Genomic DNA, 18,516 nt, shown 5'->3' on the forward strand with positions numbered 1-18,516 from the left:
CACCTGCTCGACGAACTGCTCGAGTTCAGCATGCCGCACCTGGTGGCGGTGCCGATCCTGGTGCCCATGCTCACGGCCGCGCTAATGCTGCTGCTGGGCGAGAACCGCCGCCGCGCCAAGTCGGCGCTGAGCGTGGTCTCGGGCCTGGTGGGCCTGCTGGCGGCGCTGGCGCTGCTGCGCTGGGTGAACGCGCCCGAAACCGGCGGCGGCCCCGGCTCCATCGGCGTGTACCTGCCGGGCAACTGGCGCGCGCCCTTCGGCATCGTGCTGGTGGCCGACCGGCTCTCGACCATGATGGTCGCGCTCACCGGCGTCATCGCATTCGCGGCCTCGATCTACTCCACCTCGCGCTGGGACCGCGCGGGGGTGCACTTCCATCCGCTGCTGCAGCTGCAGCTCATGGGCCTGAATGGCGCATTCCTCACCGGCGACCTGTTCAACCTGTTCGTCTTCTTCGAGGTGATGCTGGCCGCGTCGTACGGCCTGCTGCTGCACGGCTCCGGCCGGCTGCGGGTGCAGGCGGGCCTGCACTACATCGCCATCAACCTCGCGGCGTCTTCGCTGTTCCTGATCGGCGCGGCCATTCTCTATGGCGTGACCGGCACGCTGAACATGGCCGACCTGGGCATGCGCATCGCCGAACTCTCGCCGGGCGACCGTGGCCTGGTGCACGCGGCGGCGGCCATCCTGGCGACCGCCTTCTTCGCCAAGGCCGGCGCGTGGCCGCTCAACTTCTGGCTGGTGCCGGCCTACAGCGCGGCGGTCTCCCCGGTGGGCGCGGTGTTCGCGCTGCTGACCAAGCTCGGCATCTACACGATCCTGCGGCTGTGGACCACGCTGTTCGCGCCCGACACCGGCGACTCCGCCGCCTTCGGCCAGGCCGCGCTGGTGGCCGCCGGGCTGGCCACGCTGTTCGTGGGTGCCATCGGCATCGTCGGTACGCAGCGGCTGTCCAACCTTGCGGGCTTCAGCGTGCTGGTGTCCGCCGGCACCCTGCTCGCGGCGGTCGGCCTCGGCCAGCCCGCCGTGTGGGCCGGCGCGCTTTACTACATGCTGAGCTCCACGCTCGCGGTCAGCGCCTTCTTCCTGCTGACCGACATGATCGAGCGCTGGCGCAACGCCGGCATGAGCGTCGCGCCGCACGAGGCGGCGGGCAATGCGCCCTTTCTTGCCGAAGACCTGCGCGCGCTCGCCGACGTGAACCTCGACGACGAGGCGCAGGCGCTCTACGGCCGCGCCATCCCGGCCGGCGTGGCCTTCCTGGGCTTGAGCTTCATGGGCTGCACGCTGCTGCTGGCGGGCCTGCCGCCGCTGTCGGGCTTCATCGGCAAGTTCGCAATGCTCTCGGGGGTGCTCGGGGGCGCGACGCCCGGCACCGCCGGCTGGGCCTTCCTTGCGCTCTTGATCGTCTCGGGCTTCCTGTCGCTGATCGCGCTGAGCCGCACCGGCATCCGCCACTTCTGGACCCAGCCGCACGCCACCATGCCCTCGCTGCCCGCGCTCGAAGTGCTGCCCGTGGCGGGCCTGCTGGCGGCCTGCGTGGCGCTCACCGTGTGGGCCGAGCCCGTGATGCGCCATGCCATGGCCACGGCGCAGGGCCTGAAGAACCCCGTGGCCTATCGCCAGGCGGTGTTCGGCGCCCGGCAGGTGCCCAACCCCGTGCCCGCGGCGGAGAAGAAACAGGAAGGCGCGGCCCCATGAAGCGTTTGCTGCCTTCACCGCCGCTGTCGTTCGCGCTATTCGTCGTCTGGCTGCTGCTCAACCAGTCGCTCGAGGCGAGCACGCTGGTCTCGGCCGTGATCCTGGCCATTGCAGTGCCTTTGCTGACCGAGAGCCTGCGCCCGGCCGCCGTGCGCATGCGCAGGCCCGGCGTCGCGCTGCGGCTGTCGTTCCTGGTGACCTTCGACATGCTCAAGTCGGCGTACGACGTGGCCCGGCTGCTGCTCACCCGCCGCACGAGCGGCATCGCCTCGAAGTTCGTCCAGATACCGCTCGACATGCGCGACCCCAACGGGCTGGCAGTGCTCGCGATGATCATGTGCCTCACGCCCGGCACCGCCTGGGGCGAAGTGTCGTTCGACCGCAGCACGCTGCTGATCCACGTGTTCGACCTCGACGACGAGGCCGCCTTCATCGCGATGATCAAGCAGCGCTACGAACGCCCCCTGATGGAGATCTTCGAGTCATGACACCCGTCCTCTTCTGGGCCCTGAAGTTCGCGCTGTTCCTGCTGGCCGTGGCCATGCTGTGCGCGCTCTCGCGGCTGCTGATCGGCCCCACCGCGCAAGACCGCGTCATGGCGCTCGACTGCCTCTACATCAACGGCATGCTCATGATGCTGGTGCTCGGCATCATCTACGCGAGCAACGTCTACTTCGAGGCGGCCATGCTGGTCGCGCTGTTCGGCTTCGTCGGCTCCACGGCCATGGCCAAGTTCCTGCTGCGCGGGGAGGTGATCGAATGAACGATTTCATCATTGGCCCGCTGCCGCTGTGGGCCGAGATCATCACCGCCGTATTCGCCGTGCTGGGCGCGGCCTTCGCGGCCATCGGCTCCTTCGGCCTGCTGCGGATGCCGACCTTCTTCCGCCGCATCCACGCGCCCACGCTGGGCGCGACGGTGGGCGTGTGGTGCATGACGGTGGCCACCATCGTGTATTTCTCGGTGCAGGGCTTCAGCCTGTTCCTGCACGCGGTGCTGATCGTGCTGTTCATCGCGCTCACCGCTCCGATCACCACCATCTTCCTCATGCGCGCGGCGCTGTTCCGCGAACGGCAAAAGGGCGGCGACGTGCCCCCTGAAGCCAAGTCGAACTGAGGCAGCCGCCCGGGCACGCTCAGCTCGGCTGCAGCTGCTGCATCTCCTTGGCCCGCGCCACCTCCATTTCGCGCGGCAGCGTCACCGCGTTCTTCACCGCGAGAATCTCCGCCATCACGCTCACCGCGATCTCCGGCGGCGTCTTGCTGCCGATGTAGATGCCGATGGGCCCGCGCAGCCGCGCCAGCGATTCGTCGGTCTGGTCGAAGTGCTCGATCATGCGGTCGCGGCGCGCGTCGGCATTGCGCCGCGAGCCGATGGCGCCGACGTAGAAAGCCTCGCTCCGCAGGGCCTCCAGCAACGCCAGGTCGTCGAGCTTGGGGTCGTGCGTGAGCGCCACCACGCAGCTGCGGCGGTCGGGCCGGAAGGCCAGCACCGCGTCGTCGGGCATCTCGATGGTGATGTGCACGCCGGGCAGCGACCATGCGGTGCGGTATTCGGCGCGCGGGTCGCACAGCGTGACCGCGAAGCCGCTGAACTTGGCCATGGTCGCGAGGTACTCGGCGAGTTGGCCGGCGCCGATCAGCAGCATGCGGTATTCGGGCCCGAAGGTGTTGGTCAGTTCGGTGTCGTTCACCGTGAGCTCGTCGGGCGCCTTGGCTTCCGCCAGCCGCACCGCGCCGGTGGCCAGCGTGACGGTGCGCCGCATGAGCCGGCCCTGCTCCAGTTGCGCCACCAGCAGGTCGAGCGAATCGGCATCGGGCGCGTATTCGAGCAGCAGCTCCAGCGTACCGCCGCAGGGCAGGCCAAAGCGGTGCGCCTCGTCGGCGGTGATGCCGTACTTGACGAGCGCGGGAGGCGCGCCCAGCGGCACGTCTTCGCCCTTGCCGTGGGCATGGCTGTAGCGCGCGATCAGGTCGTCCTCGATGCAGCCGCCCGAGACCGAGCCGACCACCGCGCCGTCTTCGGCCAGGGCCATGATCGAGCCCACGGGCCGCGGCGACGAGCCCCAGGTGCGCACCACGGTCGTCAGCAGCGCTCGCTTGCCGGCACGCCGCCAATCACGCAGCGTGCGCAGCACCATGACGTCGAGGTTTTCCATGGCTCGCTCCCTCGGTTCCTCAGGCGGCGTCGCCCGGCGGAACCGGGTCGTCCTTCTTGCCGAGTCCGATCTTCTTCATGAGGCCGGACATGACGCCCGTCTTCTCGGCGGGCGCTTCGGCGCCCTCGGGGGCGGCGGCCGGCGGCGGGCCGTAGCGGCTCTGCATCTCCGCCTCGAAGCGCTTGAAGAAGTCGTCGGCGGTCGACTTGGCCGCGCCGTCGATCAGCCGCTGCCCGAGCTGGGCGATCTTGCCGCCGACCTGGGCCTGTACCGTGTAGTCGAGCTCGCAGCCGGCATCGGGCGCGGCGGCGCCTTCCGACGGCTTGAGCGTGACGCTGGAAGAGCCCTTGGCGAACCCCGCCACGCCGCCCTGCCCCTCGAAGCTCAGCTTGTAGCCGTTGGGCGCCACGATGTCCGACAGCACCACCTTGCCGTTGAACTTGGCCGACACGGGCCCGATCTTCACCGCGAGCGCGACGCTGTAGGTGTTGTCGCCCGTCAGCTCGAACTTGTCGCAGCCGGGAATGCATTTCTTCAGCGTCTCGGGGTCGTTGAGCGCTTCCCAGGCTTGTTGTTGGGTGATGCCGAGGTGGCGGTTTCCGAGCATTTCCATGGTGGGCTTCCTTTTTTTTCGGCGCTGCCGGACGTGTCAACGTCCGGCTCGCATCAGGGCGGCGAGGCTGGCGGCCAGCTGCTCGAGCGCGTTGAGATTGTGGACCGCGAGCATCGCGTCCGCATGGCGGTGCAGCACGGCGGCCCCACGGGCCAGAGGGGCGTAGCCCTCGAAGCGCAGCAGCGGGTTGAGCCACAGCAGCCGGCGCGAATGGCGCTTGAGCCAGAGCATCTCCTGTTGCAGCACTTCGGGCTCCCCGGTGTCCAGGCCGTCGCTGATCACCAGCACCAGCGTGCGGCGACCGGTCAGGCGGCGGGCGTGGGCGCGGCGCAGTTCGGCCAGCGAAGCGCCCAGCCGGGTGCCGCCCGCGAAGTCGTCGATCGCCACGCCGGCGGCGACCAGCATGTCGTCGGTGTCGGCCAGCCGGAAGGCGGGCGTCAGGTCCGTCAGGTCGGTGCCGAAGGCGAACACGTCGCGTCGGCCGGCACGGCGGGTTGCCGCATGGAGAAAGGCCAGCAGCAGGCGCGCATAGCGCTCCATCGAGCCCGAGACGTCGACCAGCACCAGCAGCGGCAAGGGCTGTTCGCGGCGCGCCAGCCGGGGCAGCCGCAGGATCTCGCCGCCGGTGCGCGCAGCCTCGTGCAGCACGCCGGGCCAGTGCATGCGCGCATGCTGCCGGCCGGCATCGCCCGCCGCGCGCAGGCGGCGCGACGGCAGCGACGGAACCGGCAGCGAGATGTCGCGCGCGAGCCGCTCCACCAGCCGGTATTCGGATGCGCCGAGCGCGTTGAAGTCGGCATGCTGCAGCCGCTGGCGGTCGCTCGACGTCATGGCGGCGTCGAACTCGATCTCGCGGTCGGGCTTGGCGGGCTCGGCAGGCTTGGCGGCCTTGCGCGGCGCGGTGAGCGCCTCTCGCACGCGCGGGCGGCGCTTCGACGGCTCCGCCTTGCCCTCGGCGGTGGGCAGCATCTGCGCGAGCAGCTTGTTGGCCAGTTCCGGGTCGCGGAACCAGGCGTCGAACAGCTCGCGGAACACCATGCGGTCCTGCTCGCGGCTGACCATCACGGCTTCCATCGCCGCGCCCAGGTCGAGCTTGTCTTCCACGCCCACCAGCGTGGCGGCCTCGGCGGCCAGCGCGATGCGCGCCGCGTCGGTGCGTACGCCGGCACGGCGCAGCGCCCGGCCGAAGGCGGTGATGTTGCCGGCGAGCTTGCCGCTGCGGACGTCGCCGAGTTGCTGGATGCCGGCCATGCGTGCCCAGCGCGCTCAGCGCGCGGCCGGCTCCTCGGGACGCAGCAGGTCGGACGCCAGCTCCTGCGTGAGCGCGGCCACGTCGTCGCGCTGCTTGAACAGGATGCCGGCGGTGTCGACCACCACTTCGGGATCGAGCTCGACGGTGTCTAGCGCGATCAGCGCGCGCGCCCACTCCACGCTCTCGGCAATGCCGGGCGCGCGCTGGAAAGCGTTGACGAAAGGCGCCTCGCGCAGCCGCGCGACAAAGGCCGACACCTGTGCCGACAGCTTCTCGCTGGCCTGCGGCACCTGGGCCCGCACGATGGCCAGCTCGCGTTCGCGCTCGGGATAGTCGAGCCAGTGGTAGAGGCAGCGGCGCTTGACCGCGTCGTTGAGTTCGCGCGTGCGGTTGCTCGTGAGGATGGTGACGGGCGGCACCACGGCGCGCACCGTGCCCAGCTCCGGAATGCTCACCTGGTACTCGCCCAGGTACTCGAGCAGGAAGGCCTCGAAGGGCTCGTCGGCGCGGTCCACTTCGTCGATCAGCAGCACGGCCCCCGGCGCAGGGGTCTGCAGTGCCTGCAGCAGGGGGCGGCGGATCAGGTAGTGCGGCTGGTAGACCTCGGCTTCCACGTCGCGTGCGGCGCCCGTCGCTTCGGCTGCGCGCATGTGCAGCAGTTGCGCCGCGTAGTTCCATTCATAGAGCGCCTCGCGCTGCTCCAGCCCGTCGTAGCACTGCAGGCGCAGCAGCTCGCGGTTCAGAGCGGTCGACAACGCCTTGGCCAGCTCGGTCTTGCCCACGCCGGGTTCGCCCTCGAGCAGCAGCGGCCGCTGCAGCTTGAGCGCCAGGAACACGGCCGTCGCCAGGCGCCGGTCGGCGAAGTAGCCGGCCTGCATCAAACCGTCGGAGAGGGAGTCGATGGTCGGAAAGATCATGGCGAAGCGTAGCGGAGAGCCAGGGCAGGCCAGCGTGCGCCGCGCCTCCTCTTCGAGAACACCGCGGAACCGGGTCCGCCGGGCCGATGGTGTTGCCCCCTGCAAGGGGGCTGGAGAAGCGACACGAAGTGCGCGAAGCCTGGGGGTGAGCCTAAGCCAGCGCCTTGGTCACGGCGCGCTGGGTGAGCACGCTGATCAGGTTCGCGCGGTAGGCGGCCGAGGCATGGAGGTCGCTGTTGAGGTCGCTCGCGTCGATCTTCACGGCGGAAGCGGCCGCGGCGGTGAAGTTCTGGCTCAGCGCGTCTTCCAGCCCGGCATGCCGGAACACGCCGTTGCCCGCGCCGGTGACGGCCACGCGCACCGCGCCGCTGGCGGCCTGGCTGAGGAAGATGCCGACGAGCGGAAAGTGCGAAGCCTTCTGGCGCAGCTTCTCGTAGGCGGCGCGCTTCGGAACGGGAAAGCGGATCGCGGTGATCAGCTCGTCTTCTTCCAGCGCGGTGGTGAACAGGCCCAGGAAGAAGTCGTCGGCCGCGATCTCGCGCTTCGACGTGACGACGGTGGCGCCCGAGCCCAGCACCGCGCTCGGATAGCAAGCCGCCGGGTCGTTGTTGGCCACCGAGCCGCCGATGGTGCCCATCGCGCGCACCTGCCGGTCGCCGATGCGCGAGGCCAGGTCGGCCAGCGCCGGGAAGGCGGCCTTGACGTCGGCGTTGTTGGCCACGTCGAGGTGGCGCGACATGGCGCCGATGGTGAGGGCGTCGCCGTCTTTCCTGATGCCCGAGAGCTCGGCGATGCCGCTCAGGTCCACCAGCTGTTCGGGCGCCGACAGCCGCAGCTTCATCGACGCCAGCAAGGTCTGGCCGCCGGCCAGCGGCTTGGCGCCGGCGGCAACCAGCTTGGTGGCATCGGCCACGGAAGCGGGCCGTTCGAGGGTGAAGGCGTACATGGTGTGGTTCCTTCTTTGTTGTTCAGGGGGCCGGACGGCCTTGGGTGCTGGCGGCCAGCGCGGGCTCTTGCGGCAGGGTGTCGGCCGCGGCGCTGCCGCTGCCCTTTTGCATCGCTTCCCAGACGCGGCTGGACGATGCGGGCATGTCGAAATCCTTGACGCCCAATGGCGCCAGCGCGTCGAGCACGGCGTTGATCACCGCCGGCGGAGAACCGATGGCGCCCGCTTCGCCGCAGCCCTTGGTGCCCAGCGGATTGTGCGTGCACGGCGTGCACACGGTGTCCAGCTTGAACTGCGGGAACTCGGCGGCGCGCGGCATGGCGTAGTCCATGAAGCTGCCGGTGAGCAGCTGTCCGGTTTCCTTGTCGTACACGCAGTTCTCGAGCAGCGCCTGGCCGATGCCCTGCACCAGCCCGCCATGCACCTGCCCCTCGACGATCATCGGATTGATGATGGTGCCGAAGTCGTCCACCGCGGTGAAGCGGTCCACGCGCACCTCGGCGGTCTGCCGGTCGATCTCGACCTCGCAGATGTAGGTGCCGCCCGGGAAGGTGAAGTTGGTCGGGTCGTAGAAGGCGGTTTCGTTCAGGCCGGGCTCCAGCTTGTCGAGCGGGTAGTTGTGCGGCACGTAGGCCGTGAGCGCCACCTGGCCGAACGGGATCTTCTTGTCGGTGCCCTTGACCGTGAACTCGCCGTTGGCGAACTCGATGTCGGCGTCGCTGGCCTCCATCAGGTGCGCGGCGATCTTCTTGGCCTTGGTCTCGATCTTGTCGAGCGCCTTCATGATGGCCGCGCCGCCCACCGAGATGGAGCGCGAGCCGTAGGTGCCCATGCCGAAAGGCACGCGGCCGGTGTCCCCGTGCACCACGTCGACGTTCTCGACCGGAATGCCCAGCCGCGCCGCCACCACCTGCGCGAAGGTGGTCTCGTGGCCCTGGCCGTGGCTGTGCGAGCCGGTGAACACCGTCACGCTGCCGGTCGGATGCACGCGGATCTCGCCGCACTCGAAAAGGCCTGCCCGCGCACCGAGCGCGCCGGCGATGTTCGACGGCGCGATGCCGCAGGCCTCGATGTAGCTCGAGTAGCCGATGCCGCGCAGCTTGCCGCCGGCCTCGCTGGCCGCCTTGCGCGCCGCGTAGCCGTCGACCTCGGCCAGCACCCGGGCCTTGTCCATGCAGGCATGGAAGTCGCCGGTGTCGTACTGCAGCGCCACCGGCGTCTGGTACGGGAAGGCGGTGATGAAGTTGCGCGTGCGGATCTCGTCCTGCCCCAGGTTCATTTCCCAGGCGCAGCGCGACACCAGCCGCTCCAGCAGGTAGGTGGCCTCGGGCCGGCCGGCGCCGCGGTAGGCATCGACCGGCGCGGTGTTGGTGAACCAGGCATCGACCTCGACGTAGATCTGCGGCGTGGTGTACTGGCCCGCGAGCAGCGTGGCGTAGAGGATGGTGGGCACCGCCGTGGAGAAGGTCGACAGGTAGGCGCCCAGGTTGGCGTCGGTGTGCACGCGCATGGCCAGGAACTTGCCGTCCTTGTCCATCGCCATCTCGGCATGGCTCACATGGTCGCGGCCGTGGGCGTCCGACAGGAAGCACTCGGAGCGCTCGGCGGTCCACTTGATGTTGCGGTTGAGCTGCTTGGCCGCCCAGGTCAGGCACACGTCTTCAGCATAAAGAAAGATCTTGGAGCCGAAGCCGCCGCCCACGTCGGGCGCGATCACGCGCACCTTGTGCTCGGGCAGGCCCAGCACGAAGGCCGTCATCAGCAGGCGCTCGACGTGCGGGTTCTGGTTGGACACGTAGAGCGTGTAGTCGTCGGTGCCCCGGCTGTAGCTGCCGATGGCCACGCGCGGCTCGATCGGGTTGGGAATGAGGCGGTTGTTGACCAGGTCGAGCTTCGTCACGTGCGCGGCGTTCGCGAATGCCGCGTCGACCGCCGCCTTGTCTCCCAGCGCCCACTTGTAGCACTGGTTGTCGGGCGCCTCGTCGTGCAGGGTGACGCCGCCGGCCTTCCTGGCGGCATCGGCCACGCTCACGAGCGCGGGCAGCACGTCGTAGTCGACCACCACCGCCTCGGCGGCGTTCTTGGCCTGCTCGACCGTCTCGGCCACCACCATGGCCACGTGGTCGCCCACGTAGCGCACCTTGTTGATCGCCAGGATCGGGTGCATCGGCTCCTTCATGGGGGTGCCGTCGGGGTTGTTGATGAGCCAGCCGCAGGGCAGCCCGCCCATCTTTCCCTCGATGTCCTTGCCGCTGAAGATGCCGATCACGCCGGGCATCTTCATGGCCTCGGAAATGTCGACCGACTTGATCGTGGCGTGCGCGTGCGGAGAGCGCACGAAAACCGCATGGCTCTGGTTGGCCAGCGTGATGTCGTCGGTGTAGTTGCCCGCGCCGGTCAGGAACCGGTAGTCTTCCTTGCGCCGCAGCGCCTCGCCGATATGCGGCAGATTGGAAAAGTCGGATGCGCCCATGTCGCTCTCCTCAGGCGGTTGCCGTTGTCTTGACGGGCGTGCCCGAGGCCATGGCCTCGCCGCCCATCTTCACGGCCTTCACGATGTTCTGGTAGCCCGTGCAGCGGCACAGGTTGCCGTCGAGCAGCTCGCGGATCTCCGATTCGCTCGACTTGGGGTGATGGGTGCACAGGTCGATGGCGCTCATCACCATGCCCGGGGTGCAGAAGCCGCACTGAAGGCCGTGGCACTCCTTGAAGGCCGCCTGCATGGGGTGCATGGCGCCGTCGGCATCGGCGATGCCCTCGATGGTGGTGATGTCGGCGCCGGCCGCCTGCGCGACCAGGATGTTGCAGGACTTGACGGCACGGCCGTTCACAAGAACGGTGCAGGCCCCGCACTGTGCCGTGTCGCAGCCGACGTGGGTACCGGTGAGATGGAGGTGCTCCCGGATTGCATGCACGAGAAAGGTGTTGGGAGGAGCGTCGACCGTGGCCTCACGGCCGTTGATCTTGAAAGCGACCTGCATTTGGCTGTCTCCGTGAAAGGTGATGGCTAATTCAGCGAAAGCATCTTGGATGCCGACCTCCCGCACTATCCTAGGCAAAACCCTTGACACTTGCACAGACGGCGCGAAATTCTCAAAATGAAACAGCTTGCCATCCTGCGAGCCGGCAAAAGCCCCCACACCGCGCGCACACCCCACGATGCCTGTCGCTTCAATCGTTTCGCCAGCCCCTGAGCGTTCGCTGGCCATCGCCCAGGCCCGCCGCGAGCTGATCCACGGCGAATCCCCCCGGGCGCGCGCAACGGCCCGCGTCGACTCCTGGATCAGCCGCTCCTGGCAGCGCTGCATCGAGGCCGGCCGGCGCCCCCAGCAGCGCATCAGTTTCGACCCGGTGAGCCAGTCCGCGCAGCGCGATGCCGCCGAGCGCAACCGCGTGCTGGTCGCCGCCGCGCGGCCGGTGATAGAGCGGCTCTCGCGCGCCATTGCCGACACCCGTTATTTCGCCATCCTGACCGACGCCGACGGCATCGTGGTCGATGTCGGCAACCTGCCCGACGGCACCGACGCCGCCAGCCGCTATGCGCGCGACATCGGCCGCATCGGCGTCGACCTGTCGGAGCGGGCGATCGGCACCAGCGCCATCGGCACCGCACTGGCCGAGCAGGAATCGGTGTGGCTGCACCGCGGCGAGCACTTCTTCGACGACACCAGCGTCTACAGCTGCGCCGGCGCCCCGCTGTTCGGTCCCCGGGGCGACTGCATCGGCATGCTCGATCTCACCGGCGTGCAGGTGGTGGAACGCCCGGAGCTGCGGCACCTGGCCACCCTGTCCGCGCGCAGCATAGAGAACATGCTGGTGCTGCGCGAACCCTGCGAGCTGCTGCTGCGCCTGGCCTGGCCCGGCAGCGCCGCCAGCGAAGCCACCGAGGGGCTGCTGTGCATCGACGGCGAAGGCCGCGTCACAGGCGCCAACGCGGCGGCCCGCCAGATGCTGCACCAGCCGCTGGCGCGCGAGCAGCAGGCGCTGCATTTCAACGACCTGTTCGCCCTGCCCCTGCACATGATGTTCGACGCCGCCCGGCGCGGCGACGCCATGCTCGAAGTGCCGCTGTGGTCGGGCCTGCGGGTGCAGGTGCAACCCCAGCACGGCGGGCGCGGCACACCGGGTGGGCTGCCCGCGGCGGACAGCCGGCCCCGGCTGCGCGACGTGGAGACCGCCCTGATACGCAAGGCGGTGGCAGACGCCCGTGGCAACGTGGCGGAGGCCGCCCGGGCGCTGGGCATCAGCCGTGCGACCGTGTACCGCAAGCTGTGGCGCGGCCGGCCGGCCGGCGCGCCGGACTGACCCTTCCCAAGCTCGCGGTTGTTCAGCTTTGGTTCAGGCGCCGACCGGGACCTTGTCGAGGAAGCCGGTCACCGAGCGCAGCTTGCCCGCCTCCACCTGCGCGAAGTCGGTGCCCTGGATCAGGTCCTCGGCGCCGCTCGGGCCCAGCGTCCAGGAAAAGCGCAGGTGGTCGCCGTGGGAGTCGGCCTTGCCCAGCAGGTTGAAGCGGAAGCCGGGAAAGCGCTGGTGCACCGCGCCGACCAGCGCGCTGATCTGCTCGCGGCCGCTGGCCTGCGCCATCGGGTCGACGTAGCGGGCATCGGCGGTCCAGCCGGCTTCGATCAGCGCGGCGCGGCGCGCGGCGTCGGTCTCGTTCCAGACGGCGATGTAGCGTTGGGCGATCGTGGCGGCGTCGTGTGCGGCGGTGTTCATGATGACCATTCCTTTCGGGAGTTTCGACCCGCAACATCGCGGGGTGAGTGAATGGTCGCGCCGCACGCGCACAGCGTCGATGACCTGGGAGGTCATGCAGCCCGTGCCATCTCCGCATCCGCGTCGAGCGGAAACACCGGTCTGCGCACCTTGCTGAAAGGAAACAGGCTGTAGTCGGAACTCGTCACGCCGGGGCTGTCGCACTCCACCAGCGCGGCCGACAGCGGCTCGAACACCGGCCGGCAGTACATGCGCGACTTGAGCAGCAGGAAGCGCTCCTTGCGCGGATCGAGCCCCGCGCACTCGAACACGCCGATGTCCCACGGCTCCTGCGTGCGTTCCGTCACCACGATGCGCGCCGCGCCGATGTCGAACAGCACCGTGCGGCCCATGCTGCTGCGCTGGCCGGTGTAGGTGGGGCCGGTGATCACGTATTCGCCGTCGCTCACGGCACGCACGGTGCCCGTCAGCCGCACCGGCGTCTTCTTCAGACCGATGCCTTCGAGCGACACCTTGTTGCCCAGCGCCACGGTCACCTCGGCGCCCTCGCCCGCCGCAACGAGCTGCGCCACCGCCTCGGGGTCGCACAGTGGGCCCACGCCGATGCCGTGCAGCCCTTGCGCCAGCGCCTCCTGCAGCACGTCCATGGTGTCGCAGCTGCCACCCGACATGCAGTTGTCGCCGTGGTCCAGCAGCAGCACCGGGCGCGTGGCGCCTTCCGCGATGAGCTTGGCGCGCGCAATCGATTCGGCCATCGGCTCGCTGCGGTAGACGAAGGCCTCGCGCTCGTTCCACATCTGCGCGGCGATGCGGTCGGCCGTGGCCTGCGCGCGCTCCGGCGAATGCGCATCGACCACGATCACGCTCATGCACGGCGCCTCGATGTCCGACAGCGAGAAGCCCGCCAGGATCGACACCGCGAGCGACTCCGATTTCTCCGCCTCGCGCGCCGCCTCGATGGCCCGCTGCATCGCGCCGGTGAACGATGCGCTGCGCAGCGTGTGCGCCATCAGCGGCAGACGGTGCCAGCGCATCGCTGGCTTGCCGCGTCCGGCGAGCATGTCGAACAGCAGGCGGCCGGCATGCGCGCCGGTTTCGTACATGTCGATGTGCGGATAGGTCTTGAAGCCGACGATCACGTCGGCGTTCCCAACCATCGCGGGCGTGACGTTGGCATGCAGGTCGAGCGCCACGCCGATGGGCACGCCCGGCGCCGCCGCGCGCAGCCGCACGAGCAGGTCGCCTTCGCCGTCCACGCTGTTCTGCGCAACCATCGCGCCGTGCAGGTCGAGCAGGATGGCGTCGCAGCCCGGCGCGGCATCGACGATGCATTGCGTCAGCAAGGTGTAGGCAGCGGCATCGACCGGCCCGCTCGGGTTGGCAGAGGCCGACACCGGCGTGACGAGTTCGGCACCCGCCGCCTCGGCCAGGTCGATGAAGGCCGACATCGCGGTGCGCATGCCCTTGTTGTCGCGGTAGGCCTGCTCGCCGAAAGTCGGCCCGTCGGGCCCGAAGGCCGAGAGCGGCGTGGGCACGGGCGAGAAGGTGTTGGTCTCGTGGTTGAGGCGCGCGATCAGAACTTTCATTGCGCGACTCCCGCGCTTTGCAGCATGGCCTGCAGCAGCACGTTGCAGCCGGCTTCCAGGTGGTCGGGCTGCGCGTCCTCGATCTCGTTGTGGCTGATGCCGTCGAGGCAGGGCACGAAGATCATGGCCGCGGGGCACACGCGCGCGAGGTACACCGCGTCGTGGCCCGCGCCGCTGATCACGTTCATCCAGGTCATCCCTTGCGCCTGCGCGGCTTCGCGCACCGCCGACACCAGCTTCGGCGTGAAAGGCTGCGGCTGGAAATACACGACCTGCTCCACCGACATCTCGACCTTGCCCTTCGTCGCGATGCGCTGCACGGTCTCTTTCAGTTCGGCGTCCATGGCCGACAGCACCACGTCGTCGGCCGCGCGCAGGTCGACACTGAGCTTCACGCGCCCCGGAATCACGTTGCGCGAATTGGGGTAGTTGTCGATCCAGCCGACGGTGCCGCGCCCATGCGGCGCATGGGCGAGCGCAATGCGGTTGACCTCGATCACGAGTTCGGCAGCGGCCAGCAGCGCGTCCTTGCGCAGCGCCATCGGCGTGGGGCCGGCATGGGCTTCCATGCCCTGCACCACCACGTCGTACCAGCGCTGGCCCAGTGCGCCTTCCACCACGCCGATCACGCGCTCGTTGGCTTCGAGCACCGGGCCCTGCTCGATGTGCGCCTCGAAGTACGCGCCCATCGGCGATGCCGCTGCCGACGCGGGCGTGCTGCCCGCGTAGCCGATGGCGGCGAGCGCGTCGGACACGCTGACGCCGTCGTTGTCGCGCTGCGCCAGTGCGTGTTCGAGCGTGAACGCGCCGGCGAACACGCCGGAGCCCATCATCACCGGCACGAAGCGCGAGCCCTCTTCATTGGTCCACACCGCGATTTCGAGCGGTGCCTCGGTCTCCACTTCTGCGTCGTTGAGGCAGCGGATCACCTCCAGGCCCGCGAGCACGCCGTAGTTGCCGTCGAACTTGCCGCCGGTGGGCTGCGTGTCGATATGGCTGCCGGTGGTGACCGGCGGCAGCGCGTTGTTGCGGCCAGCGCGGCGCGCGAAGATGTTGCCGATGGCGTCCACGCGGACTTCGCAGCCCGCCTCGCGCACCCAGCGCACGAACAGGTCGCGGCCCTGGCGGTCGAGGTCGGTCAGCGCGATGCGGCAGACGCCGCCTTTCTCGGTGGCGCCGAGCTGCGCCAGTTCCATCAGCGAATTCCAGAGCCGCTGGCCGTCGATGCGGAGTTCAGTGTGTGAGTTCATGGCTTTGCGGTAAGGATGAGTATTGCGGCAGGCCTCAAGCAAGGCCCACGCCCAGGTAGCGGTCTTTCACTTCGTGGTCGGCCATGAAGGCGGCGTTGCCGGCCTCGTGCACGATCACGCCCTGCTCCACGATGTAGTGGCGGTCGGCCAGCTGCACGCAGACTTCGAGGTTCTGCTCGACCAGCAGGATGGCCACGCCGGCCGCCTTGATGGTCTTCAGCTGCGCGACGATTTCCTCGACGATCACCGGCGCGAGTCCTTCGACCGGTTCGTCGAGGATCAGCAGGCGCGGGTGGTTCATGAGCGCGCGGCCGATGGCCAGCATCTGCTGCTCGCCGCCCGACAGCTGTCCGCCGCCGTTGCGCCGCCGCTCCTTGAGGCGCGGGAAGATGCGGTAGATGTCGGCCAGCTGCCAGGGCGACTCGCGCCGCAGGCCGAGCAGCAGGTTTTCTTCCACCGTCAGCAGCTTGAAGACGCCGCGGTGCTCGGGCACCAGGCACACGCCGCGCGTGGCGATGCGGTGCGGCGGCATGCCCGCGATGTCCGCGCCCTGGAAGCGCACGCGCCCGCTCGTGGGCGTGACCGCGCCGGCAATGCTCTTGAGCGTGGTCGACTTGCCCGCGCCGTTGCGCCCCAGCAGCGTGACGAGTTCGGCCTCGCCCACGCGCATCGAGATGCCCTGCAGCACGTGGCTCTTGCCGTAGTGCGCGTGCAGCGCCTCGACTTCGAGGATGTTCTTCCCGCCGCTCATGCCTTGCCTCCGGTGATCATGTTGCCAAGGTAGGCCGTGCGCACGCGCGCATCGGCACGGATGTCGCCCGGCAGCCCTTCGGCGAGCACGCGGCCAAGCTGCATCACGGTCACGGTGTCGGAGATGTCCATCACGATGTTCATGTTGTGCTCGATCAGCACCACGGTGTGCCGGTCGCGCAGGCTGCGGATGAGCTGCTTCATGTCGTCGAGGTCGTCGATGCCCATGCCCGAGGTCGGCTCGTCGAGGAAGATGGCCTTCGGCTTGGCGGCCAGCGCCATGCCCACCTCGAGGCGGCGCTGCTGCCCGTGCGAAAGCTCGCTGGCCGGCGTGTTCGCGAACCGCTCGAGGCCGACGCGCTGCAGCACTTCGTCCACCGTCTGCTTGCAGGCCAGTTCACCGACCGGTGCGCGCCAGCAGTTCATGGCCTGGCGGGGCGAAACGCCTTGTGCCGCCACGCGCAGGTTCTCGCGCACCGACAGGCTCAGGAACAGCGCCGTGACCTGGAACGAACGCGCCATGCCGCGCTGCACGCGCCGGTGGTCGGGCTCGTGCGTCACGTCGTGGCCGTCGAACAGGATGCGCCCGCCCGTGGTGGTGCCGGTACCCGTGAGCATGTGGAACAGCGTGGTCTTGCCCGCGCCGTTGGGGCCGATCACCGAGTGCACGGTGTTGCGCCTGATCTTCAGGTCGACCCCGCCGAGCGCGGCAAACTTGCCGTAGTGCTTGGTAACGCCGATGGCTTCGATGAGAACGTCGCTCATGCCTTTTCTCCTTGCACGGCGGCAGCGTCCGGCGCCGCCGGTGGCGAGCGCCGGAAGACGCGCTTCCAGACGCCCTCACCCAGCCCCCAGAGCCCGCGCTGCATGCCGATGCTCACGCCGATCAGCAGCAGGCCCAGCAGCAGCAGCCAGCGCGGCCACAGCGTGGAGAGCCAGTCGGCCAGCAGCACGTAGAAGGCCGAGCCCAGCACCGACGCGAACAGGTTGCCGGTGCCGCCGATCACGGTGATGACCAGGATCATTTCGCTCGTGTGGTATTCGGCGTTCGACAGCGGCGCGATGCCGGTCATCATGGCGTGCAGCCCGCCCGCCAGGCCGGTGACGGCGCCGGAGATCATGAAGGCCAGCAGCTTGAAGCGCTTGAGGTCATAGCCCACGGCGGCGGCCCGGTCCTCGTTGTCGCGGATGGCGAGCAGCGTGCGCCCGAAGATCGAATCGGTCACGCGCATCAGCAGGCCGAAGGCGATGAGGAAAATCACCGCCACGAAGGCGTAGTACTTCCACGGCGTGTCCATGAAGCCGGGGCGCGGCACGTCGAGCAGGCCGTTGTCGCCGCCCGTGAGATCGGTCGCGGTGTAGGCGATGAAATAGAACATCTGCGCAAAGGCCAGTGTGAGCATCACGAAGTAGGTGCCGCGCTGGCGGATGGCGACCCAGCCGACCACCGCCGCGCCAATCGCGCCCATGGCCATGGCCGCGAGCAATGCAAGCGGCATGGGCAGGTGCAGGCGCGTGAGCAGGATCGCGATGGTGTAGCTGCCCAGTCCGAAGAAGATGCCTTGCCCGAAGGACAGCAGCCCCGTGTAGCCCAGCAGCAGGTTGCAGCCCAGTGCCGCCAGCGCGTAGATGAGCACTTCGCTCGCGAGCGAGCCCGAACTCAACACAAGCGGCAGGCCCAGCGCGGCGACGAGCGCCAGGAGGAATGTGATTTTTCTCGGCATGGCGTGTCCGTTCATGCTTTCCGGCCGAGCAGGCCATGCGGGCGCAGCAGCAGCACGGCCGCCATCGCGATGTAGATCATCAGGCTGGCGCCCGGCGGCCAGATGGTGCTCATGAGGCTCTGCACGATGCCGATGACCAGCCCGCCCACGAGCGCGCCGCCAAAGCTGCCGAGCCCGCCGATCACCACCACCACGAAGGCCACGCTCAGCGCCTCGACGCCCATGAAGGGCTCGGCCCCGCGAATGGGCGCAGCCAGCACGCCGGCCAGCGCCGCCGTGGCCGCGCCCAGCGCGAACACCAGGCTGAACACGCGGAACACGTTGATGCCGAGCAGCGACACCATCTCGGTCGATTCACTGCCCGCGCGCACCGCGCTGCCCAGGCGCGTGCCTTCGAGCACCCACCACAGCAGCACCGCGAGCACGGCGGTGAAGCCGATCACGAACAGCCGGTACTTCGGATAGACGAAGCTGCCCCACATCACCACGCCCTGGAGCAGGTCGGGCGTGGGCACGCTGTTGCCCAGCGGGCCCCAGAACACGATGACGATCTCCTGCACCGCGAGCGCGAGCCCCACCGTCACGAGGATGTGGAACTCATGCGCCTTGGCATACACGCGGCGCAGCAGCAGCTTCTCGGCCAGCCAGCCGAGCGCGCCGACGAACAGCGGCACCAGCACCAGCGCGGCCCAGAAGTTCAGGCCCCACTGCATGGCCTGGTAGCACAGGTAGGCGCCCAGCAGATAGAAAGCGCCGTGCGCGAAGTTCACGAAACGCAGCAGGCCGAACACGATGGACAAGCCAACGGCCAGCAGGAAATACAGCATGCCGATGCCGATTCCGTTGATGGTCTGGAGCAGGTAGACGGTCATATGTGTGAGTGATGACGGGCTCGGATGCGGC

The 18,516-nt window shown here is 69.0% G+C and carries 19 protein-coding genes; 5 read left to right on the forward strand and 14 right to left on the reverse strand.

Annotated features, from left to right (window positions below):
* Positions 1 to 30: 30 nt before the first annotated feature.
* From C4F17_RS10410 to mnhG, 4 genes are read left to right on the forward strand one after another with little or no spacing between them, the layout of a single operon-like run.
* The gene (locus C4F17_RS10410; protein ID WP_081266938.1) at positions 31 to 1,701 is read left to right on the forward strand and encodes a monovalent cation/H+ antiporter subunit D; all 1,671 of its coding nucleotides are present in this window, start codon (positions 31 to 33) and stop codon (positions 1,699 to 1,701) included.
* Positions 1,698 to 2,189, forward strand: coding sequence for a Na+/H+ antiporter subunit E (locus C4F17_RS10415; protein ID WP_081266820.1), 492 nt, complete (start codon positions 1,698 to 1,700; stop codon positions 2,187 to 2,189). The genes C4F17_RS10410 and C4F17_RS10415 overlap by 4 nt, the downstream gene beginning before the upstream one ends.
* Positions 2,186 to 2,464, forward strand: a complete 279-nt coding sequence (locus C4F17_RS10420) for a K+/H+ antiporter subunit F (protein ID WP_081266821.1) — start codon at positions 2,186 to 2,188, stop codon at positions 2,462 to 2,464. Before C4F17_RS10415 ends, C4F17_RS10420 begins: the two co-directional genes overlap by 4 nt.
* Positions 2,461 to 2,817 carry a monovalent cation/H(+) antiporter subunit G gene (mnhG, locus tag C4F17_RS10425; RefSeq protein ID WP_081266822.1) on the forward strand — a complete coding sequence of 119 codons (357 nt, stop codon included), beginning with the start codon at positions 2,461 to 2,463 and terminating at the stop codon, positions 2,815 to 2,817. Before C4F17_RS10420 ends, mnhG begins: the two co-directional genes overlap by 4 nt.
* Positions 2,818 to 2,836: 19 nt before the next feature.
* On the opposite strand, the gene C4F17_RS10430 is transcribed toward mnhG, so the two are convergent.
* The 7 genes from C4F17_RS10430 to C4F17_RS10460 form a co-directional block, all read right to left on the reverse strand.
* Positions 2,837 to 3,859, reverse strand: coding sequence for an XdhC family protein (locus C4F17_RS10430; protein ID WP_106935182.1), 1,023 nt, complete (start codon positions 3,857 to 3,859; stop codon positions 2,837 to 2,839).
* A gap of 19 nt (positions 3,860 to 3,878) precedes the next feature.
* Positions 3,879 to 4,472 carry a CoxG family protein gene (locus tag C4F17_RS10435; protein WP_106935183.1) on the reverse strand — a complete coding sequence of 198 codons (594 nt, stop codon included), beginning with the start codon at positions 4,470 to 4,472 and terminating at the stop codon, positions 3,879 to 3,881.
* A gap of 36 nt (positions 4,473 to 4,508) precedes the next feature.
* Positions 4,509 to 5,723 (reverse strand): vWA domain-containing protein, encoded by a 1,215-nt coding sequence (locus tag C4F17_RS10440; protein ID WP_106935184.1) that lies wholly within the window; start codon positions 5,721 to 5,723, stop codon positions 4,509 to 4,511.
* Between the two features lie 15 nt (positions 5,724 to 5,738).
* Complete coding sequence (locus C4F17_RS10445) at positions 5,739 to 6,641, reverse strand: AAA family ATPase (protein ID WP_106935185.1); 903 nt, start codon at positions 6,639 to 6,641, stop codon at positions 5,739 to 5,741.
* 151 nt (positions 6,642 to 6,792) lie between these two features.
* Positions 6,793 to 7,587 carry an FAD binding domain-containing protein gene (locus C4F17_RS10450; RefSeq protein WP_106935186.1) on the reverse strand — a complete coding sequence of 265 codons (795 nt, stop codon included), beginning with the start codon at positions 7,585 to 7,587 and terminating at the stop codon, positions 6,793 to 6,795.
* Between the two features lie 22 nt (positions 7,588 to 7,609).
* Positions 7,610 to 10,060 carry a xanthine dehydrogenase family protein molybdopterin-binding subunit gene (locus tag C4F17_RS10455; RefSeq protein WP_106935187.1) on the reverse strand — a complete coding sequence of 817 codons (2,451 nt, stop codon included), beginning with the start codon at positions 10,058 to 10,060 and terminating at the stop codon, positions 7,610 to 7,612.
* A gap of 10 nt (positions 10,061 to 10,070) precedes the next feature.
* A complete protein-coding gene (locus C4F17_RS10460; protein WP_081266829.1) occupies positions 10,071 to 10,568 on the reverse strand; it encodes a (2Fe-2S)-binding protein in 498 nt (165 codons plus the stop codon).
* 178 nt (positions 10,569 to 10,746) lie between these two features.
* Between C4F17_RS10460 and C4F17_RS10465 the strand changes: the two genes are divergently transcribed.
* The gene (locus tag C4F17_RS10465) at positions 10,747 to 11,892 is read left to right on the forward strand and encodes a helix-turn-helix domain-containing protein (RefSeq protein ID WP_081266830.1); all 1,146 of its coding nucleotides are present in this window, start codon (positions 10,747 to 10,749) and stop codon (positions 11,890 to 11,892) included.
* Positions 11,893 to 11,925: 33 nt separating this feature from the next.
* Here the strand turns inward: C4F17_RS10465 and C4F17_RS10470 are convergent, their stop codons facing one another.
* The 7 genes from C4F17_RS10470 to C4F17_RS10500 all read right to left on the reverse strand — a co-directional run bounded on the left by C4F17_RS10470 (position 11,926) and on the right by C4F17_RS10500 (position 18,485).
* A complete protein-coding gene (locus tag C4F17_RS10470) occupies positions 11,926 to 12,303 on the reverse strand; it encodes a nuclear transport factor 2 family protein (RefSeq protein WP_081266939.1) in 378 nt (125 codons plus the stop codon).
* 92 nt (positions 12,304 to 12,395) lie between these two features.
* On the reverse strand, positions 12,396 to 13,889 hold the full coding sequence (locus C4F17_RS10475) for a M81 family metallopeptidase (protein WP_106935188.1): 1,494 nt from the start codon (positions 13,887 to 13,889) through the stop codon (positions 12,396 to 12,398).
* Positions 13,886 to 15,139 (reverse strand): Zn-dependent hydrolase, encoded by a 1,254-nt coding sequence (locus tag C4F17_RS10480; RefSeq protein ID WP_106935189.1) that lies wholly within the window; start codon positions 15,137 to 15,139, stop codon positions 13,886 to 13,888. Before C4F17_RS10480 ends, C4F17_RS10475 begins: the two co-directional genes overlap by 4 nt.
* A gap of 34 nt (positions 15,140 to 15,173) precedes the next feature.
* Positions 15,174 to 15,890 carry an ABC transporter ATP-binding protein gene (locus C4F17_RS10485; RefSeq protein ID WP_106935190.1) on the reverse strand — a complete coding sequence of 239 codons (717 nt, stop codon included), beginning with the start codon at positions 15,888 to 15,890 and terminating at the stop codon, positions 15,174 to 15,176.
* Positions 15,887 to 16,654, reverse strand: coding sequence for an ABC transporter ATP-binding protein (locus C4F17_RS10490; RefSeq protein ID WP_106935191.1), 768 nt, complete (start codon positions 16,652 to 16,654; stop codon positions 15,887 to 15,889). The genes C4F17_RS10485 and C4F17_RS10490 overlap by 4 nt, the downstream gene beginning before the upstream one ends.
* Positions 16,651 to 17,613, reverse strand: a complete 963-nt coding sequence (locus tag C4F17_RS10495; protein WP_106937512.1) for a branched-chain amino acid ABC transporter permease — start codon at positions 17,611 to 17,613, stop codon at positions 16,651 to 16,653. Before C4F17_RS10495 ends, C4F17_RS10490 begins: the two co-directional genes overlap by 4 nt.
* A gap of 11 nt (positions 17,614 to 17,624) precedes the next feature.
* Positions 17,625 to 18,485, reverse strand: a complete 861-nt coding sequence (locus C4F17_RS10500; protein WP_081266835.1) for a branched-chain amino acid ABC transporter permease — start codon at positions 18,483 to 18,485, stop codon at positions 17,625 to 17,627.
* Positions 18,486 to 18,516: the final 31 nt, after the last annotated feature.

This window comes from Variovorax sp. PMC12 (assembly GCF_003019815.1).
In the GTDB taxonomy this organism is placed as follows: Bacteria; Pseudomonadota; Gammaproteobacteria; order Burkholderiales; family Burkholderiaceae_C; genus Variovorax.

Bases quoted from the DNA above. Each gene is read 5' to 3' on its own strand.
- C4F17_RS10445 (WP_106935185.1), bottom strand. From the start codon at position 6,641: ATGATCTTTCCGACCATCGACTCCCTCTCCGACGGTTTGATGCAGGCC.
- C4F17_RS10420 (WP_081266821.1), top strand. From the start codon at position 2,186: ATGACACCCGTCCTCTTCTGGGCCCTGAAGTTCGCGCTGTTCCTGCTG.
- C4F17_RS10470 (WP_081266939.1), bottom strand. From the start codon at position 12,303: ATGAACACCGCCGCACACGACGCCGCCACGATCGCCCAACGCTACATC.
- C4F17_RS10465 (WP_081266830.1), top strand. From the start codon at position 10,747: ATGCCTGTCGCTTCAATCGTTTCGCCAGCCCCTGAGCGTTCGCTGGCC.
- C4F17_RS10415 (WP_081266820.1), top strand. From the start codon at position 1,698: ATGAAGCGTTTGCTGCCTTCACCGCCGCTGTCGTTCGCGCTATTCGTC.
- mnhG (WP_081266822.1), top strand. From the start codon at position 2,461: ATGAACGATTTCATCATTGGCCCGCTGCCGCTGTGGGCCGAGATCATC.
- C4F17_RS10475 (WP_106935188.1), bottom strand. From the start codon at position 13,889: ATGAAAGTTCTGATCGCGCGCCTCAACCACGAGACCAACACCTTCTCG.
- C4F17_RS10435 (WP_106935183.1), bottom strand. From the start codon at position 4,472: ATGGAAATGCTCGGAAACCGCCACCTCGGCATCACCCAACAACAAGCC.
- C4F17_RS10460 (WP_081266829.1), bottom strand. From the start codon at position 10,568: ATGCAGGTCGCTTTCAAGATCAACGGCCGTGAGGCCACGGTCGACGCT.
- C4F17_RS10410 (WP_081266938.1), top strand. From the start codon at position 31: ATGCCGCACCTGGTGGCGGTGCCGATCCTGGTGCCCATGCTCACGGCC.
- C4F17_RS10500 (WP_081266835.1), bottom strand. From the start codon at position 18,485: ATGACCGTCTACCTGCTCCAGACCATCAACGGAATCGGCATCGGCATG.
- C4F17_RS10430 (WP_106935182.1), bottom strand. From the start codon at position 3,859: ATGGAAAACCTCGACGTCATGGTGCTGCGCACGCTGCGTGATTGGCGG.
- C4F17_RS10490 (WP_106935191.1), bottom strand. From the start codon at position 16,654: ATGAGCGACGTTCTCATCGAAGCCATCGGCGTTACCAAGCACTACGGC.
- C4F17_RS10440 (WP_106935184.1), bottom strand. From the start codon at position 5,723: ATGGCCGGCATCCAGCAACTCGGCGACGTCCGCAGCGGCAAGCTCGCC.
- C4F17_RS10455 (WP_106935187.1), bottom strand. From the start codon at position 10,060: ATGGGCGCATCCGACTTTTCCAATCTGCCGCATATCGGCGAGGCGCTG.
- C4F17_RS10495 (WP_106937512.1), bottom strand. From the start codon at position 17,613: ATGCCGAGAAAAATCACATTCCTCCTGGCGCTCGTCGCCGCGCTGGGC.
- C4F17_RS10450 (WP_106935186.1), bottom strand. From the start codon at position 7,587: ATGTACGCCTTCACCCTCGAACGGCCCGCTTCCGTGGCCGATGCCACC.
- C4F17_RS10480 (WP_106935189.1), bottom strand. From the start codon at position 15,139: ATGAACTCACACACTGAACTCCGCATCGACGGCCAGCGGCTCTGGAAT.
- C4F17_RS10485 (WP_106935190.1), bottom strand. From the start codon at position 15,890: ATGAGCGGCGGGAAGAACATCCTCGAAGTCGAGGCGCTGCACGCGCAC.